This window comes from Prosthecochloris marina, assembly GCF_003182595.1.
GTDB classification, from domain to species: domain Bacteria; phylum Bacteroidota; class Chlorobiia; order Chlorobiales; family Chlorobiaceae; genus Prosthecochloris; species Prosthecochloris marina.
Genome location: NZ_PDNZ01000002.1, coordinates 231,168 through 252,349 on the forward strand (window position 1 = coordinate 231,168; position 21,182 = coordinate 252,349).

The window sequence follows — 21,182 nt, forward strand, 5'->3', positions numbered from 1 at the left end:
ACGAAGTTTCAAACCGGGAATCACTTTTCACCCAGCACGACAGTTCTTTTGCGTAACGGAGGGACTTTTTCGCCATTCAGATACAGCTCAACAAAAGGAGGACGACCGATATTAACCCAGAATTTCCTTTTTGCCTCATAACGCAGTACTTCTCCAGCCTTGAACTGTCCGCCGGGATATACCATATCACCGTCATCGGCTACGATTTTTACCCAGCTGAGATCATCGGTAATTCGGACAATGAGTATTTTCTGATATGGCGATGCCGGTGATTCAGGTAAAAACGATACCCCCTGCGCCCACTCCTCCTGCATTACGGCAAGATCGGGGGAAACAGCATTTTCATGAGCGGGTACCTTCATGAGCGTATCGAGCCGGGCAACCGAGTCCGACCCCGTAAGGTCGAATTCAGGCTGCATTTCAACGACCGACACCTCAGCCTCATTTTCCTTTTGCGAACCTGCCTGATCATCTCCTGACGACCCGGAAAACATAAAAAATGAGATGGCAAATAAAACAAGGACAAAGAGTACCGCTCCTCCTACAAGCAGTGCGGCGACAGGAGTTTTACCTCCAGCTGCAGTGACAGCACCGAACATGCCGGAAAGGCGCTCACCATTCCCTCCCCTCTGTTCATCCTCTACCGGTTCGTTTCCCTGCATGATTTTGAGGTCTGCAGGAATGCTGAGCTCATCCCTGCAACGCTCTATAAGGTCACTGTCATATACATCGAGAGCCTGAGCATATTCCTTCAGAAAAGCATAAACGTATGCTGCAGGCAAAAACGTCAAATTCCCAGCCTCGATTTTTTCCAGGTGGTCCTTTTTTATTCTTGTCTCGGCACTGAGTTCCTCAAGAGAAAGTCCCTGCTCTTTTCTGGCTCGAACGAGTTTGCTTACCAGCAAATCGCTTGCAGAGCCAAATGTCGCTTCATCCGCCATGACACGCACGTGATTTATGTCATCCGTTGAATTCTTCCGAACCACCCAAAACACTCAACTTATGTAGTTTACAAAAATTAAGCCTTCATGACAATTGAATTAACAATAATTTACACAGGCCTGTACGACTGTCGCCCTGATCACATCGTCATACACTTTCATGAATTACCCTTGGTCTCGAGGGCTTTGATCGAATACTTTTTATTTACCTCTCACCCCATATTCGGACACATAAAACCACTGGTCACTTTCCGCCTGCTTGTTTTGCACCAGTCGATGCAACATACCGGAAGGATCTCCTCCCTGCTGCAAAGACAATGCAAGCAATACCCGCATCTCCTCAAGCTCCGTATCGGAAAAATGCTTCCAAAGCAGAAAAACAGCCTGACGGGGAAACGCTAATTTCCGCTCCAGAGCATCTCGATACTTTTCCGTGCTGTAAAAAGTAAACTCCTGCTCCGCATCTCTTTCTTCTTTCAGTGAAGTCTGGTATGCAATTTCATTTGCCGAGTAGACCCACGAAACCGGAAAATCACGAACCAGAAACCGGTTGTTCCCAAGCAGATGAGCTGGAACCGGTTCACCGGCAATAACTGTCAATCGTTGCACATCCTGCAGGCGGCCTGTATATGGTTTGATCAACAGGTCCGTCAACCAAAGCCGGTCAGCATCTCTTGCAATACCGGTAATGTCACCTTCTGCGCCTACTGCAAGACGCTCTGTCAAACGCTTTAATCTGGACCGGTAAAGAGCATCATCGATCTTTCGCCTGGACACATCGACATAGCCGTTTTGCACCAGAAAAACCGTACACCAGCGTTTCCCCTCGATAATTTTCAAGACTGCATGGTTTTCATCAAGCGTTTGCTGAACTGTCCTCAGAGTAACGGGAGCCAATGCTAACCGTTCTGCCTGTAATGGTGAAACATTGCGTAGCTCTCCAATTTTTTCGTAAAACTGTCCCCGTTTTTTGTTAATCGCATCGATTGTTGTCGCATGCATCTCATACCCCCAACCCGATTCATAACAATTCATCGACCGTTGAAGCAACGCATTCAGCTCGAGACCGATCCTTTCGACCTGTCGTGCAAGTTTTTCATGCTTTCCCGGCAGTTCAAGAGAATCATAACGATGCTGTACCGCCTGTTGTAACACATAAAGCTTTTTGAGTTCATCATATTCAAAAGCCTCGGCATACCTGCCTTTACTCAACAGCAATTCCACCAACGTATCGGTCGAGCGGTCGATAAGGCTTACAATGGCATAACCCGGTAAAGGAGCAAGCTGATACTGATAAATACTCAACCCTTTTTTCAACACCTTTATCTTTTCAGCATCATCTATTTTCGACCCGGTCCCCTGTTTCAAAAGTGCCACCATCCTCGCAAGTGGCATATTGTTTCTTTCAAAGTAATCGAGCGTGCGCGCGTAAGCTTCCGGATTATTGGCCAGAACTGCGTTGGATTCAAAATCCAGCACCTGAACAAGCCTTTCTTCGCCTGCAAGACGGGCTCGTGCGAGCGCTTTAAAATAAAGATAACTCGCATCCCTGACATGAGCGGGAAACATCTCGAGTAACATCGCTGCCCGGCGCAGGGCAAGCGCCTCTGCCCTTTCCGTTCCTTTCCGCTCCTCATCGAGCAGTTTTCTTGCAAGCCCGATAGTTTTATGTACATAGAACGAAGGCGCTTCAGCCTTGCCGAACGACTCATCGAGACTCAGCTCGAGCAGCCCGGTGTATGCCTGCAACGAAACGAGCGGATCGATGTTACCGCTCAACCCGTTATAAAGGGCAAATGCTTTTTCGGGCTTTTCTGCCAGAGTCTGGTAACGGGCAAGTTTCAGTGAATCTTCAACACTCATCGAAGAGATTTTCATCAAAGCCTTTTCCGCTTCGGCAAACTCACCGAGTTCAGCCAGAAGGAGAGCTTTCGTGCGGATACGTCCTGTCTCAACGCTATCGGCTAGCATCCCTTTACACTGCTGTTCAATGATCTCATGAGAGGCGAGAGCATCGAAATACTCTCCCGTCAACGCTTCTATGGCACTCTTGCGGTTCAAAGCTTCGGCGGCTTCAAGCGAAAAGCCGTCCAGAGTATCTCGAGCAAGCCCTTTGTTTAAAAGTTCAAGGGCATTTTCATAGTCATGATTTGCTGCATGCACAGCCGCCTTTTCGTAGAATACAGTCCCCTTTTCACCCGCCGGCTCCCTTTCAGGCTTTGCACATGCTGCGACAACAAAAACTATGGATACTAAGACGATATGACGTATGATACCCACGATCGTATTCATTTTATTGTTCGATTTCCCGCTCAGGTTTATACCTTTCGAAACGTGTGCAGTTTAGCTATATTTTTATACATGAACAATGAATTACCGTTACCCAACTCTTCATAAAACATATCAAGCAACACGACTGTTGTCGTCGACTTTACAATATGTTTCCACTGGGGATTTTTTACCTATCTTTTTTAATTGATACATTTACAATACATTTACCTGTAATTGAGCATTTGTCCTTGCAGTGCACCACAAACCGGACGCTCGACAACAATTGCCCAATTCAGTAAACACATAACTTTTAGACTTTTTATTCCCAGGCACCTTCGTGCCATCAATATGGATTCTGACATATTAGAACTCTTTATATTATTCGGCCTGATCTTAGCTAACAGCTTCTTTTCGATGGCTGAATTTGCAATTATTTCTTCAAGGGAAACTAAACTACATGAACTGCGCGAAGCCGGCATAGCTCGAGCCTCTCTTGTTCTCGAACTGCTTGACAACCCCGGTAAATTTCTCTCCGCCATACAGGTAGGCATTACTCTCATCGGTACACTTGCCGGTGCATTCAGCGGTGTAAGCTTTTCTGGTCCCGTCTCGGAGCTCATTTCAGGCATCGAACCCCTCGAACCATACAGTGAGGAACTGGCTCTTGGCCTGGTTGTCGTGAGTGTCACCTATTTCACCCTGATCATCGGTGAACTTGCACCAAAAAAAATCGCGCTGCAACATCCTGAGCAGATAGCGCTTAACATTGCACGAGTTATCGATATCCTCTGCCGGATAAGCGCACCTGTGGTCAGCCTTATCAACGGATCGACAAATATCGTTCTTAAAATCATCGGCATAAAAAATATTGAGAAGCCTCTCGTGAGCGATGAAGAAGTCATGCTGATGATAAAACAAGGTGCAAAGAAAGGAGTTTTCGAATCCGTGGAATACGAGATGGTCTCGAGAATTTTCCGGTTGAGCGACAAACGAGCCAGTTCCATGATGACCCCGAAAAGCGAGATCGAATGGCTCGACCTCAATACCACCGATGAGGAATTGATCTCCAAAATGCAAGCGAGCGGACGTTCGCGATTTCCCGTTGCCGAAGGAAGTCTTGACAATCTCAGAGGTGTTGTGCGCTCGCTCGATCTGGTAAACAAACAGTTGCTTAAACCAGGCAACCTCAAAGCGACCATCCGTACCGCCATGAAACCGCCGCTGTTCGTCCCTGAATCAGTTCCTGCATTCCAGGTACTCGAACTCTTCAAGGAAAACAGAGCGCACCTTGCTCTGGTAATAGACGAACAGGGATTTGTACAAGGAGCCATTACACTTACCGACGTGCTTGAAAGCATCGTTGGAGATATTCCTGCAGATGATCTTGAAGGAACTAAAAAAATAGTGCGCAGAAGCCAGCGAACCTGGATTATCGATGGGCTTCTTCCGGTAGATGACTTTATCGCAGAGTTCGATCTAGACAATTTCCTCGATGAAGAAGATCCCCGCTATGATACCATGGGCGGCTTTCTTATGACAAAGCTTGAAAAAGTCCCTTCGGTGATGGATACCCTCGAGTGGCAGAACATGCTTTTCAAGGTCATTAAAATGGACGGGCAACGAGTCGGCAAAATTCTGGTACTCTTCGATCACGGGGCGCAAAACGATGCCAGAACGTAAAACAGGCTCCAGTATCAGGCACTCGTGAACATCGGCACAGTTCACTCTTTCATATTCAACCGACATTACGTATTTTCGCACAGGTGTAGAAGCACAACATCCATTAAACCAGACAATTAAACAGACATTCCAATGGAAAGAACACTAACAATTCTCAAACCTGATTGTGTTCGCAAGCAGCTTATCGGTGCAGTAATCGATAAAATCGAACGTGCAGGGTTTCGTATTGTCGCCATGAAAAAAACAAAGCTGACAACAGAAACAGCCGGTGCATTTTATGCCGTGCACCGCGAAAGACCATTTTACGGGGAACTTGTTGAGTTCATGTCTTCCGGGCCGTGTGTACCGATGATTCTCGAAAAGGAAAATGCAGTGGAAGATTTCCGCAAGCTTATCGGGGCAACGGACCCGGCAGAAGCTTCGGAAGGCACCATCCGTAAACTCTATGCAGACAGCAAAGGCGAAAACATTGTCCATGGTTCCGATTCGGACGAAAACGCCCGAATCGAGTCCTCATTCTTCTTCTCCACCGAAGACGCTGTCCGAGTGAACAATTGATAACGCTGCTCAGGCAAAGAGCTCGTATACCGATAGTTCGATAGCAAAATGTCATGCCGCCCCGTGAAAACCAAACATCTGTTTTACGGGGCGGCATCTCTTTTCTGCAATGTCACTTTTCACTGAAGCGCACCGCCTTTAAGTATCAGGGGCCGGACATCCTCACTCCCGTCCTGGCGGTAAGAAACCTTCTTCTTTTGACTCTCGGCAAAAGCCTGTTCAAACATCCTTTCTGCAAGCTCCCAACGTTTTTTCCCCGCTTTGAGCATAACAAGAACCATGTCCTTTTTATCCCTTTTGGCTCTGGCAATGAGGCATCTTCCTGCCCTAAGAGTATAACCGGTCTTGATGCCAACGGCATAAGGATAGTTTTCGAGAAGCTTGTTACTTGATTTGAGAAAGTACTTTTTCTTCGTTTCCTGTTCATAAAACGAGACAGAATCGAGCGCAACGACACGGTTGAAAATTTCATTGCCGATAGCATATTCGGTAAGAAGAAGCAGATCATCTGCAGTCGAGTAATGTCCGGCGTAGACATCCCGGTCATAGCCAGCCGGATTGGTGAAATGTGAATGCTTCATTCCTATTTCCTTTGCCTTACGGTTCATTATACCGGCGAACCCTTTGACGCTTCCCCCAAGGTAGTACGCAATTGCAAACGCAGCATCATTGCTTGACCGGACCATCGATGCCTTGACCAGATCCACAAGCCGGATTTTCTCTCCCGGATCAAAACCGGCCTTGGTTGGTTCCACATTTGTCGCCTCTTCCGGAATTGTGACTACGTTGCCGAGCTTTCCACTTTCAATCGCGATGATAGCGGTCAATATTTTCGTAAGACTCGCCGGCTGTATGCGTTTTTTGGAATTTTTGGACATGAGCACTTTCGATGCGCTCATGTCTTTGAGGATATACGAGTTGATTTCCTGCTCGAAATTCAGGCTGTCCCGTTCAGCAGGGCTCGGCTTCGCATAAGAAAAAGGCGACGCTGCAAACAACAGACCCGCAACCAAGAAGAAAAAGGAAATAACGAACACGGTTAAAGACTGCCTCATAGCCCTTCACGTCATCATCAATTTTCAAAATCTATCAATTGTCACAACGGCACAGTTCATCAATTCATTCAATGTAGCAAAAGCAAACGAAGCCGGACAATATCGTTTTTACTCCAGCATGTCTTCACTTGACTCTTTATCACTACAGGGATCGGAACTTTTCAGCGACTTGAGATATTCCTTGAAGGTCTCACCGTAAATCTCCCAGACAGTGATAAACAGGGCGGCGATGACAGGGCCGACAATAAACCCGGCAATACCAAAAAGACTAAGCCCGCCGAAAGTACCGAAAAAGATCAGGAGTTCGTGCATTTTGGTGTCTCTTCCGACAAGAATGGGCCGTAAAACATTATCGATGCTGCTGACAAGCAGACCGCAAAAAAGCAAAAGACCGGTCGCGGCGATATACTCTCCGGTTGCATAGAGAAAAATAGCCGCAGGTCCCCATACAAGCCCTGATCCTATAACCGGAATAATCGACAGAACTGTCATAACCGCTCCCCAAAATACGGCACTATCTATACCGGCGACCCCCAAAGCAATTCCGGCAAGGGTTCCCTGAATAATACCGATGACAAAAGTCCCTCTGATAGTGGCTCCCGTTACCGAGGTAAATTTATCGAGCATGCGGAACTGATCGCGCTCACTGAGAGGAAGGTAATAGAGAATTTTTTCGAGGAACATTCTACCATCCCGAAGGAAAAAAAACATGGTGTAAAAAAATACGAACATCATAAAAAGCGTATGCACGGTCGAGAGGGTAAAAGAAGAGATATTCTCGAAAAGAAAAGAACTCATCTTACCAACCAGTTCACCCAGACGCTGGAGAATTTCATCGCTGTACTCGATGATCGTTTCGGAATAGGGAAGTGAATCGACAATGTCAGGCAATGCTACCGGTTCTTCAAGACGCTGCTCAATCCAGGGGCCGACCGAACGGCTCACTTTGATCGCCTGCCCTGCAATGATACCGAGCAGGGCAAGTAAAGGAAATATCAGTATGATCGCTATGGTCACAAGCGTCATGGCGGCACTCAGACTCTTCTTTCCCTTGAAAAGGCGCTCATACCACCTATATAACGGCATAGCAAGCCCGGAAAAAATCGCGGCAATCAGAATGACCATGAGAAAATTGTAAACCATGGACACAAAAATCGCAGAAATCACCAGAACAAAGAGCAGGAGTATGATATTGTTGAGAATTGTTTTTTGCATAATTCCATCCCGTCAAAAAAATGATTCGCAGCCACTCATCACAGCCACTCTCCCGGAGTTCCATTCACCAGAATTTGCGAACGGACCAAGGCAACTGCGAAAACGCCGGCTGTTTCCGCACGAAGAATCGAGTGACCGAACGATATTTCACGAAAGCCCCGCTTGCAGGCGCACCTTATTTCTTCTTCAGTAAACCCACCTTCACCGCCAACAATAAACAACACATTTTTTCCTGTAAATGATGCCTTTGGAATTGCATCAGATGACTCGTAAGGAATCAGCTTTACATCATACCCCTCGAGACCCAGCACATCGCTGAACAAAAGCGGCTTGGTGATTTCAGGAAGATGATACCTTTTTGTCTGACGTGATGCAGAAACAAGAATCCTTTTCCAGCGCTGCAGTTTTTTATCGACTTTTTCGGCTTTCGGCAGTGAAACCGTCCGGTCGGTTACCATGGGTATGATGCCACCAACACCCAGTTCGGTAGCCTTTTCAAGGAAAAAATCAAACCTCTGCGCTGATTTCAGAAGCGATATGGCAACCGTCACTTTTGTGGGCGGAGGAGCTACTCGTTCCACTGAAATAATGGCTGCAGTCAAGCCGTCCCGGTGTATCTTCGTAATACCGGCTTTTATCGACAGCCCGGCCCCATCAGTAAGATGAACTGTTTCTCCCTCTTTTTTTCTGAGAACTTTTGTCATATGAAAAAACTCTTCCCCTTCAACAAGGAGAGTTTCTCCTGTAAGATCAATACAGTTAGAAGGTGTGTAAAAAAGATCCATATCGACGTAGGGAGATTCAAACAGCAAGCGCTATAGTTGCAAGAGATACATTCGACGCTCCTGCAGATTTGAGGGAGCGCATGACAGCAGCGACTGTCGATCCGGTTGTGAGCACATCGTCAACAAGCAGAATATTCCCGGGAACCGCATTGCCCGAAGAAGTAAAAGCATTCTCTACATTGCGCAGCCTTTCACGTGGCGACAATCCCGCCTGAGATCTTGTATATTTTTTTCGCGCCACAAGATCAACCCGAACATCTTTTCCGAGGGCAACCCCGAGTGAACGGGCTATAAGCTCAGACTGATTGTAGGTTCGCTCGATCACCTTCAACTGGTGAAGAGGTACGGGAACAATACAGTCGCTACGAGCAGCAATAACCGAATCACCGATCATTTCAGCGAGCAACTCTCCAAGCACACTACCGAGACGATATACTCCCTCGTACTTCATTGCATGAATAACCTTCTGGAGTCTGTCGTTTTTATGAAACCGGTAGAGAGTCCACGCTTTTTGAAGGCCATCGTCTGCTGCGAATGTGCGCCTGAACACTTGCTTCACTGCGCGGTCCGCAGCATCGGCATCTGAAAACCTGTCGAAAGAGACGATACATTCATGACAGATCTCCCGTTCACCCTCGTCAAGCAGCGCATTACATCCTGCACAAACGCGAGGATAAAAAAGATGGAGCACTTCGTCAAGCATCGCGCCATTTTCATTCAATAAAAGAAAAACAACGAGCGGCCGCACCGTAGACCCCTGCTTTGTTGCCAAGTGCAGCCGGCACAATCTCCATCCCCTCATGCATCGATGGAAGTGTCGCCGCTTTCATCTGCTCGAATGCCGGAGAAAAAATCAGATCGCCTGCACCGGAAATCCCCCCTCCGATAACAAATTTACGGATATCCATCAACGCGACAACACCTGCTAGCCCGATGCCAAGTATCTTGCCGACCCGTTCCCAGACCTCTTTAGCGACAGCATCTCCATGATGAGCCGCTTTTTCAAGAGTTCTCGGTGAAAGATCACACAAATCCTTTCCATGAAAAGTTTCGGCTTGTACGTTCCTTTCACTGCAACGATACATGTCGATCCCCATGGAAACAATACGCTTTTTACCGATAAGACTTTCTACCGAACCCCTTATACCTACATGAACACTCTGGCTGTCATAATCGACGGTCAAAGCCCCTATTTCACCGGCGGTACCACGCGGTCCCCGATAGAGTTTGCGGTCAAGAATAATTCCACTGCCAACACCGGTACCGAGAGTAATCATCATAAAATCATCGAACACCTTCCCGGCACCGAACACAGCCTCACCACAAGCAGCGATATTGGCATCATTTTCCAGGATAAGCGAGCTGTCAAGGGAATACTCATTCGACAGTACCTTCTGCAGCTGGCTTTTCAGCGGATATCGCTCCCACCCGGGCAAATTCGGCGGGTAGCTTAACGTCCCTTTCACGGTATCCACCGCTCCAGGGGCACCAAGCCCGATTCCGGCAAACAGATTTTCGTCAAGTCTTTTTTTGAAACGATCGTACATCGAAAACCCGAGTGATGCAATATGCTCGACAATACCCTCCGGCCCGGCATTCACCCGTGTTGGATGCCGTTGATGATCCAACACATCGCCATTTTCGTCAATCACGGCAAGTTTAACCGCCGTTCCTCCCAGATCTATCCCAAGCGCCCAACGCGGCATATGTTTCCCCCCTTCTCATTTTCATCCAAACTGATTGCTCAGGATTTGAACGGCCTGATATATTTCCTCTTTGCAGCACTTGTATCAAAAAAATGCAATACCTCATCAACCTCGGGCGTCCGTTCAAACTCAGTCTCGACTTTTTCAAGTGCATTGCCGAGCAGCATCCCCGACTGGAAAATAATCCTGTAAACGCGCCTGATCGTATCGATCTGCTCTGATGAAAAACCTCTGCGTTTGAGCCCAACGACATTCAACCCTTCAAAACGGAAGCTTTCATGCCCCCCAGCCATGACGTAAGGAGGCACATCGAGAGAAGCCCTGGATATTCCACCGACCATGGCATACTTTCCGATGCGCACAAACTGATGAACTCCTGCAAGCCCACCGACAACAGCGTAATCTTCAACCTCGCAATGGCCTCCGAACTGGACGGAGTTAGCGATAACAACATGGTTCCCTATAATGCAATCATGACCGGCATGAACATAGGCCATGATAAGATTATCAGAACCAACAACCGTTTTACCGTTTGCCCTGGTTCCCCTGTTCAGGGTGACATACTCCCTGATAACGGTACGGTCACCAACATAGAGGTATGTTTTCTCACCCTCGAACTTCAAATCCTGAGGAACGGTGGAAAGGACCGCACCGGCAAAAACCTTGCAATCTCTCCCTAATCGTGCACCGTCGGCGATCTGTGCATGGGGACCGATTTCGGTGTTATCCCCGATTACGACGTCATCCTCGATAACCGCATAAGGGCCAATTATAACTCCTTGGCCGATTTCAGCCTTCGACCCGATAACGGCTGTCGAATGAATACAACTTTCCATCAATAGCTGTTTTATTGATTCGGTAATTCAATTTTGCTTTCATCAATCTCCTTGAAAAGCTTGTCCAAAATTGCTGCGGATTCACCGGTTCGGCCAACCTCACGTAACGCAAGGGCAAGAATATAGTGAAGCTGAGGATCTTCACGCAAAGCGGTAGCCCCTGCAAGCCTTTCAAGATAAACAATATATCGATCCGTTTTATCCTTTTCACCTAGCGAAACATACAGTGAAACTACGGATGCGGCAATCCCCGGGTCCATTTTGAAACGCTCGAGGGGTAGCATTTCTTGCGATGTATCCAGCGCTTCGAGAGCAAGTTCCTTACCGGTGGCCCTGCGAGTTTTTCCGTCGCTCTGCCTGACGTTGATTTCTCTTCCGGGTTCCTCGGCAAGAGCAGCTGCAAGACTTGAAAACAGTGGCTTGTAGTTTTTGCTCAGCCTAAAGGAAGTTTCCTCGATGAACACATCCGGATTGTCGAGATTGCGGTAACGAAAAACACTGCAGAGATTCGTCCAGAGTTTTGGCGTCCCGACAAAGACCCTCTCCTCACTGCTTTCAACCGGCACTACCTTATAGGCAAGTCCGTCGAGACGAAGGTAGTTGTCAATACCGAGCAGATTATCACGACCGACGGTTATGGCAAAATAAATAGGACGCTTTGCATAATTATTCATCAGAATTTGATAGACGGCAAAGTCCTGTGGCCTTAGAAACCCTCTCCCGCGATAGATAATAGTCGGCTCAATCTGCCATCGAAGCGTATCGACAACTCCTTCCGGAACATCGAGGTCCGCCGAACGGTATTCCCCGATAAGCGCCTCTTTTTCTGAACCTGCAGGAAGCTCGACCTCTACCGGCTGCACGGGAACAAAGCTGATTCCTTTCAGCTCCTCATCGCTAAGGCTGAACGCTATTTTTTTCGCTCCGTGCGGTGAGGTGTTCTTCAACTGGTCGAGATACCAACCGGTATTGGCGAGGCTGAGATTGACAACCCGGACATCAGTCCTGATACCTTCAACCTCCTGCAGATACCAGAGCGGAAAGGTATCGTTATCACCGTTGGTAAAGAGTATGGCGTCCTTTTCGCAGCTCTGCAGCATGTTCCACGCCCAGTCCCAGGGCACGTAGTTTCCTGAACGGTCGTGCACCGCGTAATTGGCATAGAGCATTCTGCCATCCACCACCAACAGCAATGCACCCAACGTGACAATAGAAAGTATATTCCTTTCCTGCGCATCAGCGGCAATGTTACGAACCAGCCTGATGAGGTTTTCCGCACCTATACCGATCCAGATGGCAAACGCAAAAAAGCTGCCGGTGTAGCTGTAATCCCGTTCCCTTGGCTGAGGCTCAACCTGGTTGAGGTAGATAACAAGAGCCGCACCGGTGAGAATAAACAGCGCGGTCACAACCGATCCCATCTTCCAGTCACGGTGGAAGTGTGAAAACATCCCGAAAACGCCGACAAGGAAAGGCAATGCCCAGAGTTGTGTCCAGTCGATATCAGCCCTTTCGATATCAGTCCCATCACTATCACCTTCACGACCGATAAACTGCCACCCGAAATACCGGAGATACATATGGCTCAACTGGTAACGGAAAAAATAGTCGAGATCGTTCTCGTATTGCTGGTAAAAATACCGGTGGATCGGCTCTTCTGACCATCGTCTCGGCCACAACGGCAACTCACCATATTGTTCACGGTTCAGGTATGCAAAAAAAGCCTCACCGGTTGAAGGATTGTTCTCGTTTATGGATGGCGAAGCGTTTGCACGGACATAGATGAGTGCATAGGATGTATAACCGACAATCAGCAGCAGCAACGACATACTGAGCGTATGCAGCAACCTGTACTTTCTGATATGAGCAACGTACACGACATAGACGATCCCACCGAGAAGTATCGCTATCCCCCACCAGGAAGCTTGCTGCATCAGTATCGGCACCCCCTTGATAATGCCGATATAAACCAGTAGAAAAGCCCCTGATGCTGCAACCGCCATCACCAGGAACGAAGCAACTGTAACCTCGTATTTTTTATAGTAGTACACCATGATGACGGCAAAAATGGCCAGAAGACTCAAGAGGTGTACCCCTATCGACAGGCCGATGACGTACATCGCGGCCATCAGCCAACGTTCGTTTCCCTCTTGAGACTCCTCTCCAAACCATCGCAGGATAAACCAGACAACAAGTGCGGTAAAAAAGAGCGAAGGCGCGTAGACTTCCGTTTCAACCGCATTGAACCAGAAACTGTCGGAAAAAGCAAGAGCAAGAGCTCCCACCAGAGCAGCACCATAGGCCGAGAGCCGTCCAGAATCATCCCATGAACGGGGGTCGCTCTTGCGGTAGACGGTAATCAATTGAAAAATAATCAGGTAGGTAAGCATGACGGTTGCCGAGGCCGATAACGTGCTCAAAAGATTGACTCTGGCCCCGATATCCTCGAAAAAAGGGACCATGGAAAACAACCTGCCAACCAGGAGAAAAAGAGGGGCACCCGGAGGATGGGGAACCCCGAGAGTATACGATGTTGCGATAAATTCACCACAGTCCCAGAAAGAGAGCGTGGGAGCCATGGTCATCAGATAAACAGCTTCGGCCAAGAGAAACAGCGTTACGGCTATGCCGCGGTGTACCGTTTTGTGATCCATATTCAACAGAGAAAAAGAAAAGTCAAAAGTTAACAGTCAAAAAAGACCGGCGAGGGCGAAAACTTCAATCCCGCATCCGAACCGGCAGCAACTCCTCGGCCACCTTGTCGGCAAACAAGAACCCCTTGCGAGAAACCTTTATCACACCATTCCGAAATTCGATCAACCCCTGTTTTTTTAGCCGATCCACATTTTCCAGTACCGCATCGTTACCTTCATGATATTGCATCAAATGCACAAGTTCGAGCCCGGAAGAAAGCCTCAGAGAAAGAAAAACCTTTTCATCGGCCCGCTCCTCCCGTGAAAGCATTTCACGATACTCCTGTGCTTCACGTGGAGACGACATGTAGCGGATCAGACTGCTTGCGTTCGCGCTTCGCAACTCATGGTCCCCTGAAACAAGAAAACTGTGCGCGGAAGGGCCGAAACCAAGATACGATTCCCTTTGCCAGCATCCCAGATTATAACGGGAAAAGAACCCCGGTTTTGAAAAATTCGAAACTTCATAATGCTCGAACCCTTCAGCATCGAGCCGTTCACAAGCCATCATATACATGAGGGCCTGAGCACCTTCATCAGGAAGAGTAACAAGTCCCTTTCTTACGAAACTTTCAAGCCTGGTCTTCTTTTCGAGGGTAAGCATGTAAACGGACACATGCGGCACACCGCTGGAAATAGCGGTATCGAGGTCCTGCGCCCAAATATCCGGCGACTCTCCTTCGACGCCGCAGATAAGGTCGACACTGACGTTACCGATCAGGTCCAGTGCCATATCCGTCACACGCAAAGCCTCTTCAGCCGTGTGCAAACGACCCAACGCCCTTAGCTTTTCAGGAATGAAAGACTGAACTCCGATACTGAGCCGATTGACACCCAAGGCCGCAAGTTCATAAAGTTTTTCATTGGTAAGATCCTCGGGGTTGGCTTCAAGGGTAATTTCCGCGTCATCACTCAACGAAACATGTCGCGACAGTGCTTCGAGCCAGTTCTCCAGATAGACAACAGGAACTAAAGAGGGAGTTCCTCCTCCGAAATGAATGGAGTGAACGGTACTTTCTCGCAGAGCAGCAAGACGTTCCGAGGTTTCCGAATGAAGCGCCGAAAAAAAGCGCCCTAGAAGATCCTGTCTGGTTACAAGGAAAAAATCACAGTAACTGCACCGTTCACGGCAGAAAGGAACATGTACATAGCAATGTAGCCTCGTCATACTATCATCCTGATCAACCATCGTCACCACCGCATCGACCCGCTTTTCGACAAAAAGGATATGCCCGAAACAAACGCAACAGTTCAATAAAAAAACAAATCAACAGGCATTCAAGAGTATATGCTCAGTTATTGCCTGAAAGAGATTATCGGCTACGAATTCAGGCTCAATTCCTCGTTCACGACATAACTCCTCCTCGCCATGACCGGTTCTGACGAGAATGGAACGAAGCCCTGCACGCAATCCGCATTCAACATCAACGGTTTTATCACCGATAAAAAACGATTGTGATCTGTCCACTTCAAACCCTGAGGCAAGATAATCGGCAACCGCCCGGTCAACCATACCGGTTTCAGGTTTCCTGCACCAAGCGAAACGATCATACTCGGGATTCGGATAGTCCGGGTGCGTAGGACAATAATAGCTGCGGTCAAAAGCAGCGCCACTCACAGCAAGCAATTCATTGAGGTAACGATGAATATCTTCAACCTGCTCGGAAGTGACAATACCTTTAGCAATGCCGGCCTGATTGGTTACAATGACAATCTGATAGCCTGCCTGCCTGGCAAGGGCAATCGCAGCTTCCGTTCCTTCAATGAGTTGAAACTGCTCTCTCGTGGTAACGTAGGTGCCTATATCGCGGTTGATCGTGCCATCCCGGTCGAGAAACAACACCTTTACCTTTCTCACTCTACTCCTATACACGTTCAAGCAGACCGCGGTAGATCTGATTATACTTTTCCGCCGAGTCCTTCCAGGTCATTTCCCTTTCCATGCTATCCGTCACAAGCCTGGCCCAACGCTCCTTGTCACCATATATCGAAAGTGCCGCTTCCACCGTTTTGGTCAACGCTTCAGGAGTGTACTCATGGAATGCAAAACCGGAACCATCATGCTGCTGGTCTACCTCATCGATGGTCTCGGCACTGCCGGAACCGGCATAAATAATCGGTAACGTTCCGTATCGCATCGCGAAAAACTGCATCATACCGCATGACTCCAGCTTCCCGGGCATAAGCAACATATCGGCAGAAGCCATTATCTGATGAAAAAATGCATCGGTAAATTCAAAATTAAGCCCGAGCTTACCGTGGTACCTTGTTGCAAGGTCCTGCAGTTTGTTCTGAATATTCTTATCCCCAGTACCGGAAATAACCAACCGGAGATCAAGCTGCATGAGATTCTCGATGGCATCGACCACGAGCTCGATCCCCTGAAAACGGTCAAAATTTACCATGGCGCCAATCAGGGGTGCATCCTCATCGAAAGAAAGCTTCAGCTCTTGATGCAGATATTTCTTATTTTCAAGCTTCTCTTCGAGCCGCTCGACATCGAACTTTTTTTTGATGAGCTTGTCCGAAGACGGGTTCCACTGTTTTGTATCGAGCCCGTTGATTATTCCTTCCAGATGATTGCCGCGCAACGCCAGAATTTTATCGACGCCGTGAGCTGCATCCACATCATTGCTGATAAGCTCGGCATAACGACCGGAGGTAGTAGCAACTCTATCAGCGTGTTCAATTCCTGTAAAAAGCATGTTTACCGCATCATCGCCTTCAGCATGCAGCCCCTCAATCATAGCTTCAGGCAGCAGTTTTTTGAACGGTTTGACTGGAAAAACACCCTGAGAGTGTACGTTATGAAGGGTAAGAACCGTTTTAATCCCTTTGAAAAAAGCGTTATCGGCATAAACTGTTTTCAGCAACAAAGGAACAAGACTCGCATACCAGTCATGAAAATGAATGATATCTGGCTTCCAACCGAGTCTTTGCAGGGTTTCAAGAATACCGATATTAAAGAAAATCACCCTTTCGGCACTACCCTTGAAATTATCACCCTGGGCCATGTCCGTAAAAAGGCCGTTACGCTTGAAATATTTTTCGTTATAGAGAAAATAAGTCTGTATTTTGCTGGACGGAAGAGCCGTAACCTTTACGTGAAGCAAGTCAGTCTTGTCTTTCAGGGGTACTTTGATATCTGAAAGTCGCAAGACATCGTGAAGGCGAAATTTGCGATCGTTGATCACACCGTATTTTGGCATCATTATGCGTGCCTCACAACCTTCATCTTCCATGGCTTGAGGAAAAGATGCCATGAAATCGGCGAGAGAACTGACCCGTACAAATGGAGAAATTTCACCAGACACATAAAGAACTTTGCAAGTGCTTCTGGTCATCTATATCGTAAACAATCTGTTATTTTTTTCTCAAAATATTTTCATAGAACTTCTTAGCTTTTTAATTTACGAATTCATACGCTGATTTACAATCCGGGCCAGGGCTTCAACATCTCTTTCCATGAAACCGCTGCAACTTCTTTTAGCACTTAGCCTTTTCCTAACGGCATGTGCACTTGATCGCCCCCCAACCGGAGGACCGAAGGATACCGCACCTCTTGAAATTATTTCGGTGACTCCGCCTTCCTCTTCCGTCAATACGTCACCTCAAAAGATCGTTTTCAGTTTCAATCGCTATGTTCCTGCCTGGTCTTTGAGAAAATCTATCGTTTTTTCTCCCGCGACCACCGACTATACACTTGAAGCCGGTGGCACCGATGCAGAAATAATCTTCACGAAACCACTGGGCAAAAACAAAACCTACACGATCACCCTCAACAAATCATTGAGAAGCAGCCGTGGTAACGAACTCGAGCAAAGCTATACCTACGCGTTTTCAACCGGGGAGAAGATCAACCGGGGAATCATAGGAGGCCAGGTCTTTTCGAGTGACGCTCGTCCACTCCCTCGCGCGCTGGTTCTTGCTTACTCCGTAACAAACAACGATACGCTTTCCTTCAATCCTCTTGATCGCACACCCGACTACAGTGTACAAACCGGACGGGATGGAAAATTTATCTTTGAATACCTTGCGGAGGGCAGCTACCGGCTGCTTGCCTTGCAGGACAAAAACGGCGACCAACGGTTGAACCCTGAAAACGAACCTTTCGGAATAGGCCATGAGGAGCTGATCAAAACAGGAACTCTTGACAACATAATCAGGCTTGCCGAATCACAGCTCACTCCACAACCGGTATACTGCTCCGCACCGGCGAGCAACCTTCTTGAAATCAGCTTCAACCGCAGCATTCCAGTCGAGAAGTTCGACGTTTCATCGCTGACTATCATCGACACAGTCAGCAACAAGCAATTACCGGTTAAAGGATTCTACAGCACACAAAATACAACATCAGCCATTACGTTCAGGGTGGTTACCGGGAAACTCAACAGGAAGTCAGGTTACCGGATCACGTATAAGGGGAATCTGAAATCGACCATGTGCAGGGGGACAGACAAAGAAAGAAAAGAAACGGTCGAACTCACCGGATTATCACCAAAAAACGATGAAAAAACAGCATTTCTCAGCCCCACTTTTCCAAAACGGGGAAGAACGGTCGATATATCCTTCAATATACCGGTTGAAGAAGAATCACTCAGGCAAGCAGCAAAGCTGCACCTCGTTAGTGGAGAAAACCTCTCTCCTCTCGCCTTCACGCTCACGCCGGTAGACAACCGCCGCTACACGCTGCAGGCCAATCCGTCATTCGATAATGGTTCCACCTACCGCGTTGACATCCAACTGGCTACCCTCGTCGGCCTCGACGGAGAACAAGCCGCCGACTCACTTGCATCGTCTCTCTTTACCGTTGCGGATACAGGAGACTTCGGCACGATCAAGGGAACCGTATCGGGTGGAACAGGAACTGTCGTCGTCGAAGCGCTCGATTCGACAAACCGCTTGCCCCGCAGAACGGTAGTTCAGCGTGACGATGACAGCCCAACTGATTTCACCATACATCAGCTTGCCCCAGGGAAGTACACTCTTAGAGCGTTCATTCCGGGCTCCCCTCTCCAGCAAGACAACGAATTATCGTGGGATCCGGGCAATATCCATCCGTTCAAACCTGCAGATCTCTTTACCGTCAATAGAGATACGGTAACCGTTCGAAAGGGATGGGATACGGAAAACATCAACATCATCTTTCCACCCACATCCGGATAATGGGCGACCCTTTTTATTTCACGAGGTAGTTTGTTTCAGAATTAGCCCACTATATGTATTTTCTCACAATCATTTACTAACCAAACTGTTTTTCCCATATGACAGCTCCTGCAAAAATTGGCCCCAACTCTATCATTCAAACCGTCGCAGCCCTTGAAGCGAAATACGGCAAGGCAGAAGCTGACGCGCGCCTGACGGTTGCAGGTCATGGGCACCTTATCGGCAACCTACCGTCGGAAATGGTTGAGGAGAAAACGTTTCACACCCTTGTCACCTCCCTCGACAAGGACCTCGATAACAGTGTTCTGGCGGAACTGCTGAAAGATTCAGGCCAGCGCACTGCGGCCTATCTGCTGAAAGTGAGAATCCCGGGATTCTTCCAGAAACTGCTCAAACCCCTGCCACCAAGCCTTGCATTCAAATTGTTGCTCTTTGCCATCAGCAAGAATGCCTGGACCTTTGTCGGAAGCGGTGACTTCAGCTATACCTCCGGTAAAAAACCGGTCATCACCGTCAAGGTAACCCATCCGACCATCCCGGTTGTCGGCAATTTCTACCTCGGCACGTTCACGAAACTGCTCAAGGAACTGGTAAACCCCAATACGAAAATCGACGCTTCGATCATCGGAGAAAGCGGCGACATCACCTGCCGCTACACCTGTTATATCTGATACCCCACCGGGAAACAGACAAGAGGAAGTCTCATTAGAAGACCTACAAAGAGTCTTTCTGTAGTCATCCTCGGGCTTGACCCGGGGATCCATCTTCCAATGAAAGTATGTATGGATGCCGCATCCCTATGAAATCCCAATACCTATTTTACGGGAACGCATGACTCTCTGCCTGATACGTATGCATGGTGACCGATTGTCATGAAGCAGTCCTTTTGAGACAGCCCCTTATCCTTATTTTAGGATAACGCCTGAACCTAAAATAAGCATGATTCTTATTGTAAGTTCACTTCGGATCATTTTGCTTGTAAGATAATTACGCCTCTCTTATTTTAAGATAAGCGACTAACTTAAAATAAGAGTAATCCTTATTTTAACTTTCTACAATAAGCATGAAACGCATTCTACAGGGACACTACATCACAACAACAACCTCAGGTGAAAGTGTAGAAGCATTTGTTCCGAATCCATTACCTCCCACCCCACCTCTCGAATGGACGGCTGAATTGCGCAGTAAATTCGATCAAGCCCTCCTTGCCATTGGCCGATTGGACAGCGTCTCGACACTTCTGCCCGACACGTCGCTTTTTCTTTATATGTATGTCAGAAAAGAAGCTGTCCTTTCTTCGATGATAGAAGGAACGCAGTCATCCCTCTCCGACCTCCTTATATTTGAGCTCGATCAGGAGCCCGGAGTCCCTCTTGATGATGTACAAGAGGTAAGCAATTACATTGCGGCATTGAACCATGGACTGGAACGGCTAGCAAGCGGTTTCCCGTTATCACTGCGTTTAATGAAAGAGGTGCACTCGATACTTCTTGCAAAAGGAAGAGGTAGTGAAAAGACTCCTGGCGAATTCCGTAAAAGCCAGAACTGGATTGGCGGAACCCGACCAGGCAACGCCACCTTTGTTCCTCCTCCGCCCGAAATGGTCATGGAGTGCATGGGAAAACTCGAACTGTTTTTGCATGACAAACCTGAGCCGACTCCAGTACTCATCAAAGCCGCATTGGCCCATGTACAATTCGAGACCATTCACCCATTTCTTGATGGAAACGGACGACTTGGGCGACTCCTTATCACAATGCTTCTCTGTGACAGAAAAGTCTTGCATGAACCATTACTTTACCTGAGCCTTTACTTCAAAACACATCGTAAAACATATTACGAGCTACTCGATTCTGTTCGGTTCAAGGGAGATTGGGAAGCCTGGCTGGATTTCTTTGCCGATGCGGTTATTGCAACCGCAACCCAGGCAGTGGAAACCGCACAACAGCTTGTCAATGTTTCCAATCAGGATCGTGAAAAAATCACAGGCCTTGGCAGAGCGGCCGCTTCGATACTGGAAGTGCACCGGGCGTTGATTGAACACCCGATTGCCACGTCCACGTCACTTGTACAAAAAACAGGTTTTACCCCTGCAACAATCAACAGGTCACTGAAAAAGCTTCAACATCTTGGAATAGTAAGCGAACTGACCGCCCAAAAACGAAACCGAATATACAGCTATAGCAACTATCTTGATATTCTGAACAGAGGAACGGAGTTGCCTGAAAAGGAATAAAAGTCCAATGATGTATATGGCAAAAAAACATGAATAGGAA

Annotated in this window: 17 protein-coding genes; 5 read left to right on the forward strand and 12 right to left on the reverse strand. The window is 47.8% G+C overall.

Annotated features, from left to right (window positions below):
- Positions 1–20 precede the first annotated feature (20 nt).
- Complete coding sequence (locus tag CR164_RS03175; protein ID WP_110022478.1) at positions 21–941, reverse strand: helix-turn-helix domain-containing protein; 921 nt, start codon at positions 939–941, stop codon at positions 21–23.
- 201 nt (positions 942–1,142) lie between these two features.
- Complete coding sequence (locus CR164_RS03180; RefSeq protein ID WP_110022479.1) at positions 1,143–3,233, reverse strand: hypothetical protein; 2,091 nt, start codon at positions 3,231–3,233, stop codon at positions 1,143–1,145.
- Between the two features lie 327 nt (positions 3,234–3,560).
- On the opposite strand from CR164_RS03180, the gene CR164_RS03185 reads away from it, so the two are divergent.
- Together CR164_RS03185 and CR164_RS03190 are read left to right on the forward strand one after the other, a co-directional pair.
- A complete protein-coding gene (locus CR164_RS03185; RefSeq protein ID WP_110022480.1) occupies positions 3,561–4,892 on the forward strand; it encodes a hemolysin family protein in 1,332 nt (443 codons plus the stop codon).
- Between the two features lie 132 nt (positions 4,893–5,024).
- Positions 5,025–5,450, forward strand: coding sequence for a nucleoside-diphosphate kinase (locus tag CR164_RS03190; RefSeq protein WP_110022481.1), 426 nt, complete (start codon positions 5,025–5,027; stop codon positions 5,448–5,450).
- Positions 5,451–5,569: 119 nt separating this feature from the next.
- On the opposite strand, the gene CR164_RS03195 is transcribed toward CR164_RS03190, so the two are convergent.
- From CR164_RS03195 to CR164_RS03240, 10 genes are all read right to left on the reverse strand, one after another.
- Complete coding sequence (locus CR164_RS03195; protein ID WP_110022482.1) at positions 5,570–6,505, reverse strand: D-alanyl-D-alanine carboxypeptidase family protein; 936 nt, start codon at positions 6,503–6,505, stop codon at positions 5,570–5,572.
- 108 nt (positions 6,506–6,613) lie between these two features.
- The gene (locus CR164_RS03200) at positions 6,614–7,720 is read right to left on the reverse strand and encodes an AI-2E family transporter (RefSeq protein WP_110022483.1); all 1,107 of its coding nucleotides are present in this window, start codon (positions 7,718–7,720) and stop codon (positions 6,614–6,616) included.
- 38 nt (positions 7,721–7,758) lie between these two features.
- Entirely contained in the window at positions 7,759–8,505 is a 747-nt protein-coding gene (locus tag CR164_RS03205) for a 16S rRNA (uracil(1498)-N(3))-methyltransferase (protein WP_110022682.1), read from the reverse strand.
- A gap of 16 nt (positions 8,506–8,521) precedes the next feature.
- Complete coding sequence (locus CR164_RS03210) at positions 8,522–9,253, reverse strand: ComF family protein (RefSeq protein ID WP_161953473.1); 732 nt, start codon at positions 9,251–9,253, stop codon at positions 8,522–8,524.
- Positions 9,219–10,211: an ROK family protein gene (locus CR164_RS03215; protein WP_110022485.1), complete on the reverse strand. Its 993-nt coding sequence runs from the start codon at positions 10,209–10,211 to the stop codon at positions 9,219–9,221. The genes CR164_RS03210 and CR164_RS03215 overlap by 35 nt, the downstream gene beginning before the upstream one ends.
- A gap of 38 nt (positions 10,212–10,249) precedes the next feature.
- Complete coding sequence (gene lpxA, locus CR164_RS03220; protein WP_110022486.1) at positions 10,250–11,047, reverse strand: acyl-ACP--UDP-N-acetylglucosamine O-acyltransferase; 798 nt, start codon at positions 11,045–11,047, stop codon at positions 10,250–10,252.
- Between the two features lie 11 nt (positions 11,048–11,058).
- Complete coding sequence (locus CR164_RS03225) at positions 11,059–13,701, reverse strand: glycosyltransferase family 117 protein (RefSeq protein WP_110022487.1); 2,643 nt, start codon at positions 13,699–13,701, stop codon at positions 11,059–11,061.
- Positions 13,702–13,765: 64 nt separating this feature from the next.
- Positions 13,766–14,929, reverse strand: coding sequence for a radical SAM family heme chaperone HemW (hemW, locus tag CR164_RS03230; protein WP_239994449.1), 1,164 nt, complete (start codon positions 14,927–14,929; stop codon positions 13,766–13,768).
- Between the two features lie 78 nt (positions 14,930–15,007).
- Entirely contained in the window at positions 15,008–15,598 is a 591-nt protein-coding gene (locus CR164_RS03235; RefSeq protein ID WP_110022488.1) for a D-glycero-alpha-D-manno-heptose-1,7-bisphosphate 7-phosphatase, read from the reverse strand.
- Between the two features lie 7 nt (positions 15,599–15,605).
- Entirely contained in the window at positions 15,606–17,084 is a 1,479-nt protein-coding gene (locus CR164_RS03240; protein ID WP_110022489.1) for a starch synthase, read from the reverse strand.
- A 121-nt stretch (positions 17,085–17,205) separates the two neighbouring features.
- On the opposite strand from CR164_RS03240, the gene CR164_RS03245 reads away from it, so the two are divergent.
- The 3 genes from CR164_RS03245 to CR164_RS03255 all read left to right on the forward strand — a co-directional run bounded on the left by CR164_RS03245 (position 17,206) and on the right by CR164_RS03255 (position 21,142).
- Positions 17,206–18,906 carry an Ig-like domain-containing protein gene (locus CR164_RS03245; RefSeq protein ID WP_110022490.1) on the forward strand — a complete coding sequence of 567 codons (1,701 nt, stop codon included), beginning with the start codon at positions 17,206–17,208 and terminating at the stop codon, positions 18,904–18,906.
- A gap of 98 nt (positions 18,907–19,004) precedes the next feature.
- Complete coding sequence (bchJ, locus tag CR164_RS03250; RefSeq protein WP_110022491.1) at positions 19,005–19,577, forward strand: bacteriochlorophyll 4-vinyl reductase; 573 nt, start codon at positions 19,005–19,007, stop codon at positions 19,575–19,577.
- Between the two features lie 392 nt (positions 19,578–19,969).
- Positions 19,970–21,142 carry a Fic family protein gene (locus tag CR164_RS03255; protein WP_110022492.1) on the forward strand — a complete coding sequence of 391 codons (1,173 nt, stop codon included), beginning with the start codon at positions 19,970–19,972 and terminating at the stop codon, positions 21,140–21,142.
- Positions 21,143–21,182: the final 40 nt, after the last annotated feature.

What these genes read in the sequence shown, in the direction of transcription:
- CR164_RS03175 (WP_110022478.1), bottom strand. Translation starts at nt 941, where the DNA reads ATGGCGGATGAAGCGACATTTGGCTCTGCAAGCGATTTGCTGGTAAGC.
- CR164_RS03180 (WP_110022479.1), bottom strand. Translation starts at nt 3,233, where the DNA reads ATGAATACGATCGTGGGTATCATACGTCATATCGTCTTAGTATCCATA.
- CR164_RS03185 (WP_110022480.1), top strand. Translation starts at nt 3,561, where the DNA reads ATGGATTCTGACATATTAGAACTCTTTATATTATTCGGCCTGATCTTA.
- CR164_RS03190 (WP_110022481.1), top strand. Translation starts at nt 5,025, where the DNA reads ATGGAAAGAACACTAACAATTCTCAAACCTGATTGTGTTCGCAAGCAG.
- CR164_RS03195 (WP_110022482.1), bottom strand. Translation starts at nt 6,505, where the DNA reads ATGAGGCAGTCTTTAACCGTGTTCGTTATTTCCTTTTTCTTCTTGGTT.
- CR164_RS03200 (WP_110022483.1), bottom strand. Translation starts at nt 7,720, where the DNA reads ATGCAAAAAACAATTCTCAACAATATCATACTCCTGCTCTTTGTTCTG.
- CR164_RS03205 (WP_110022682.1), bottom strand. Translation starts at nt 8,505, where the DNA reads ATGGATCTTTTTTACACACCTTCTAACTGTATTGATCTTACAGGAGAA.
- CR164_RS03215 (WP_110022485.1), bottom strand. Translation starts at nt 10,211, where the DNA reads ATGCCGCGTTGGGCGCTTGGGATAGATCTGGGAGGAACGGCGGTTAAA.
- lpxA (WP_110022486.1), bottom strand. Translation starts at nt 11,047, where the DNA reads ATGGAAAGTTGTATTCATTCGACAGCCGTTATCGGGTCGAAGGCTGAA.
- CR164_RS03225 (WP_110022487.1), bottom strand. Translation starts at nt 13,701, where the DNA reads ATGGATCACAAAACGGTACACCGCGGCATAGCCGTAACGCTGTTTCTC.
- hemW (WP_239994449.1), bottom strand. Translation starts at nt 14,929, where the DNA reads ATGGTTGATCAGGATGATAGTATGACGAGGCTACATTGCTATGTACAT.
- CR164_RS03240 (WP_110022489.1), bottom strand. Translation starts at nt 17,084, where the DNA reads ATGACCAGAAGCACTTGCAAAGTTCTTTATGTGTCTGGTGAAATTTCT.
- CR164_RS03245 (WP_110022490.1), top strand. Translation starts at nt 17,206, where the DNA reads ATGAAACCGCTGCAACTTCTTTTAGCACTTAGCCTTTTCCTAACGGCA.
- bchJ (WP_110022491.1), top strand. Translation starts at nt 19,005, where the DNA reads ATGACAGCTCCTGCAAAAATTGGCCCCAACTCTATCATTCAAACCGTC.
- CR164_RS03255 (WP_110022492.1), top strand. Translation starts at nt 19,970, where the DNA reads ATGAAACGCATTCTACAGGGACACTACATCACAACAACAACCTCAGGT.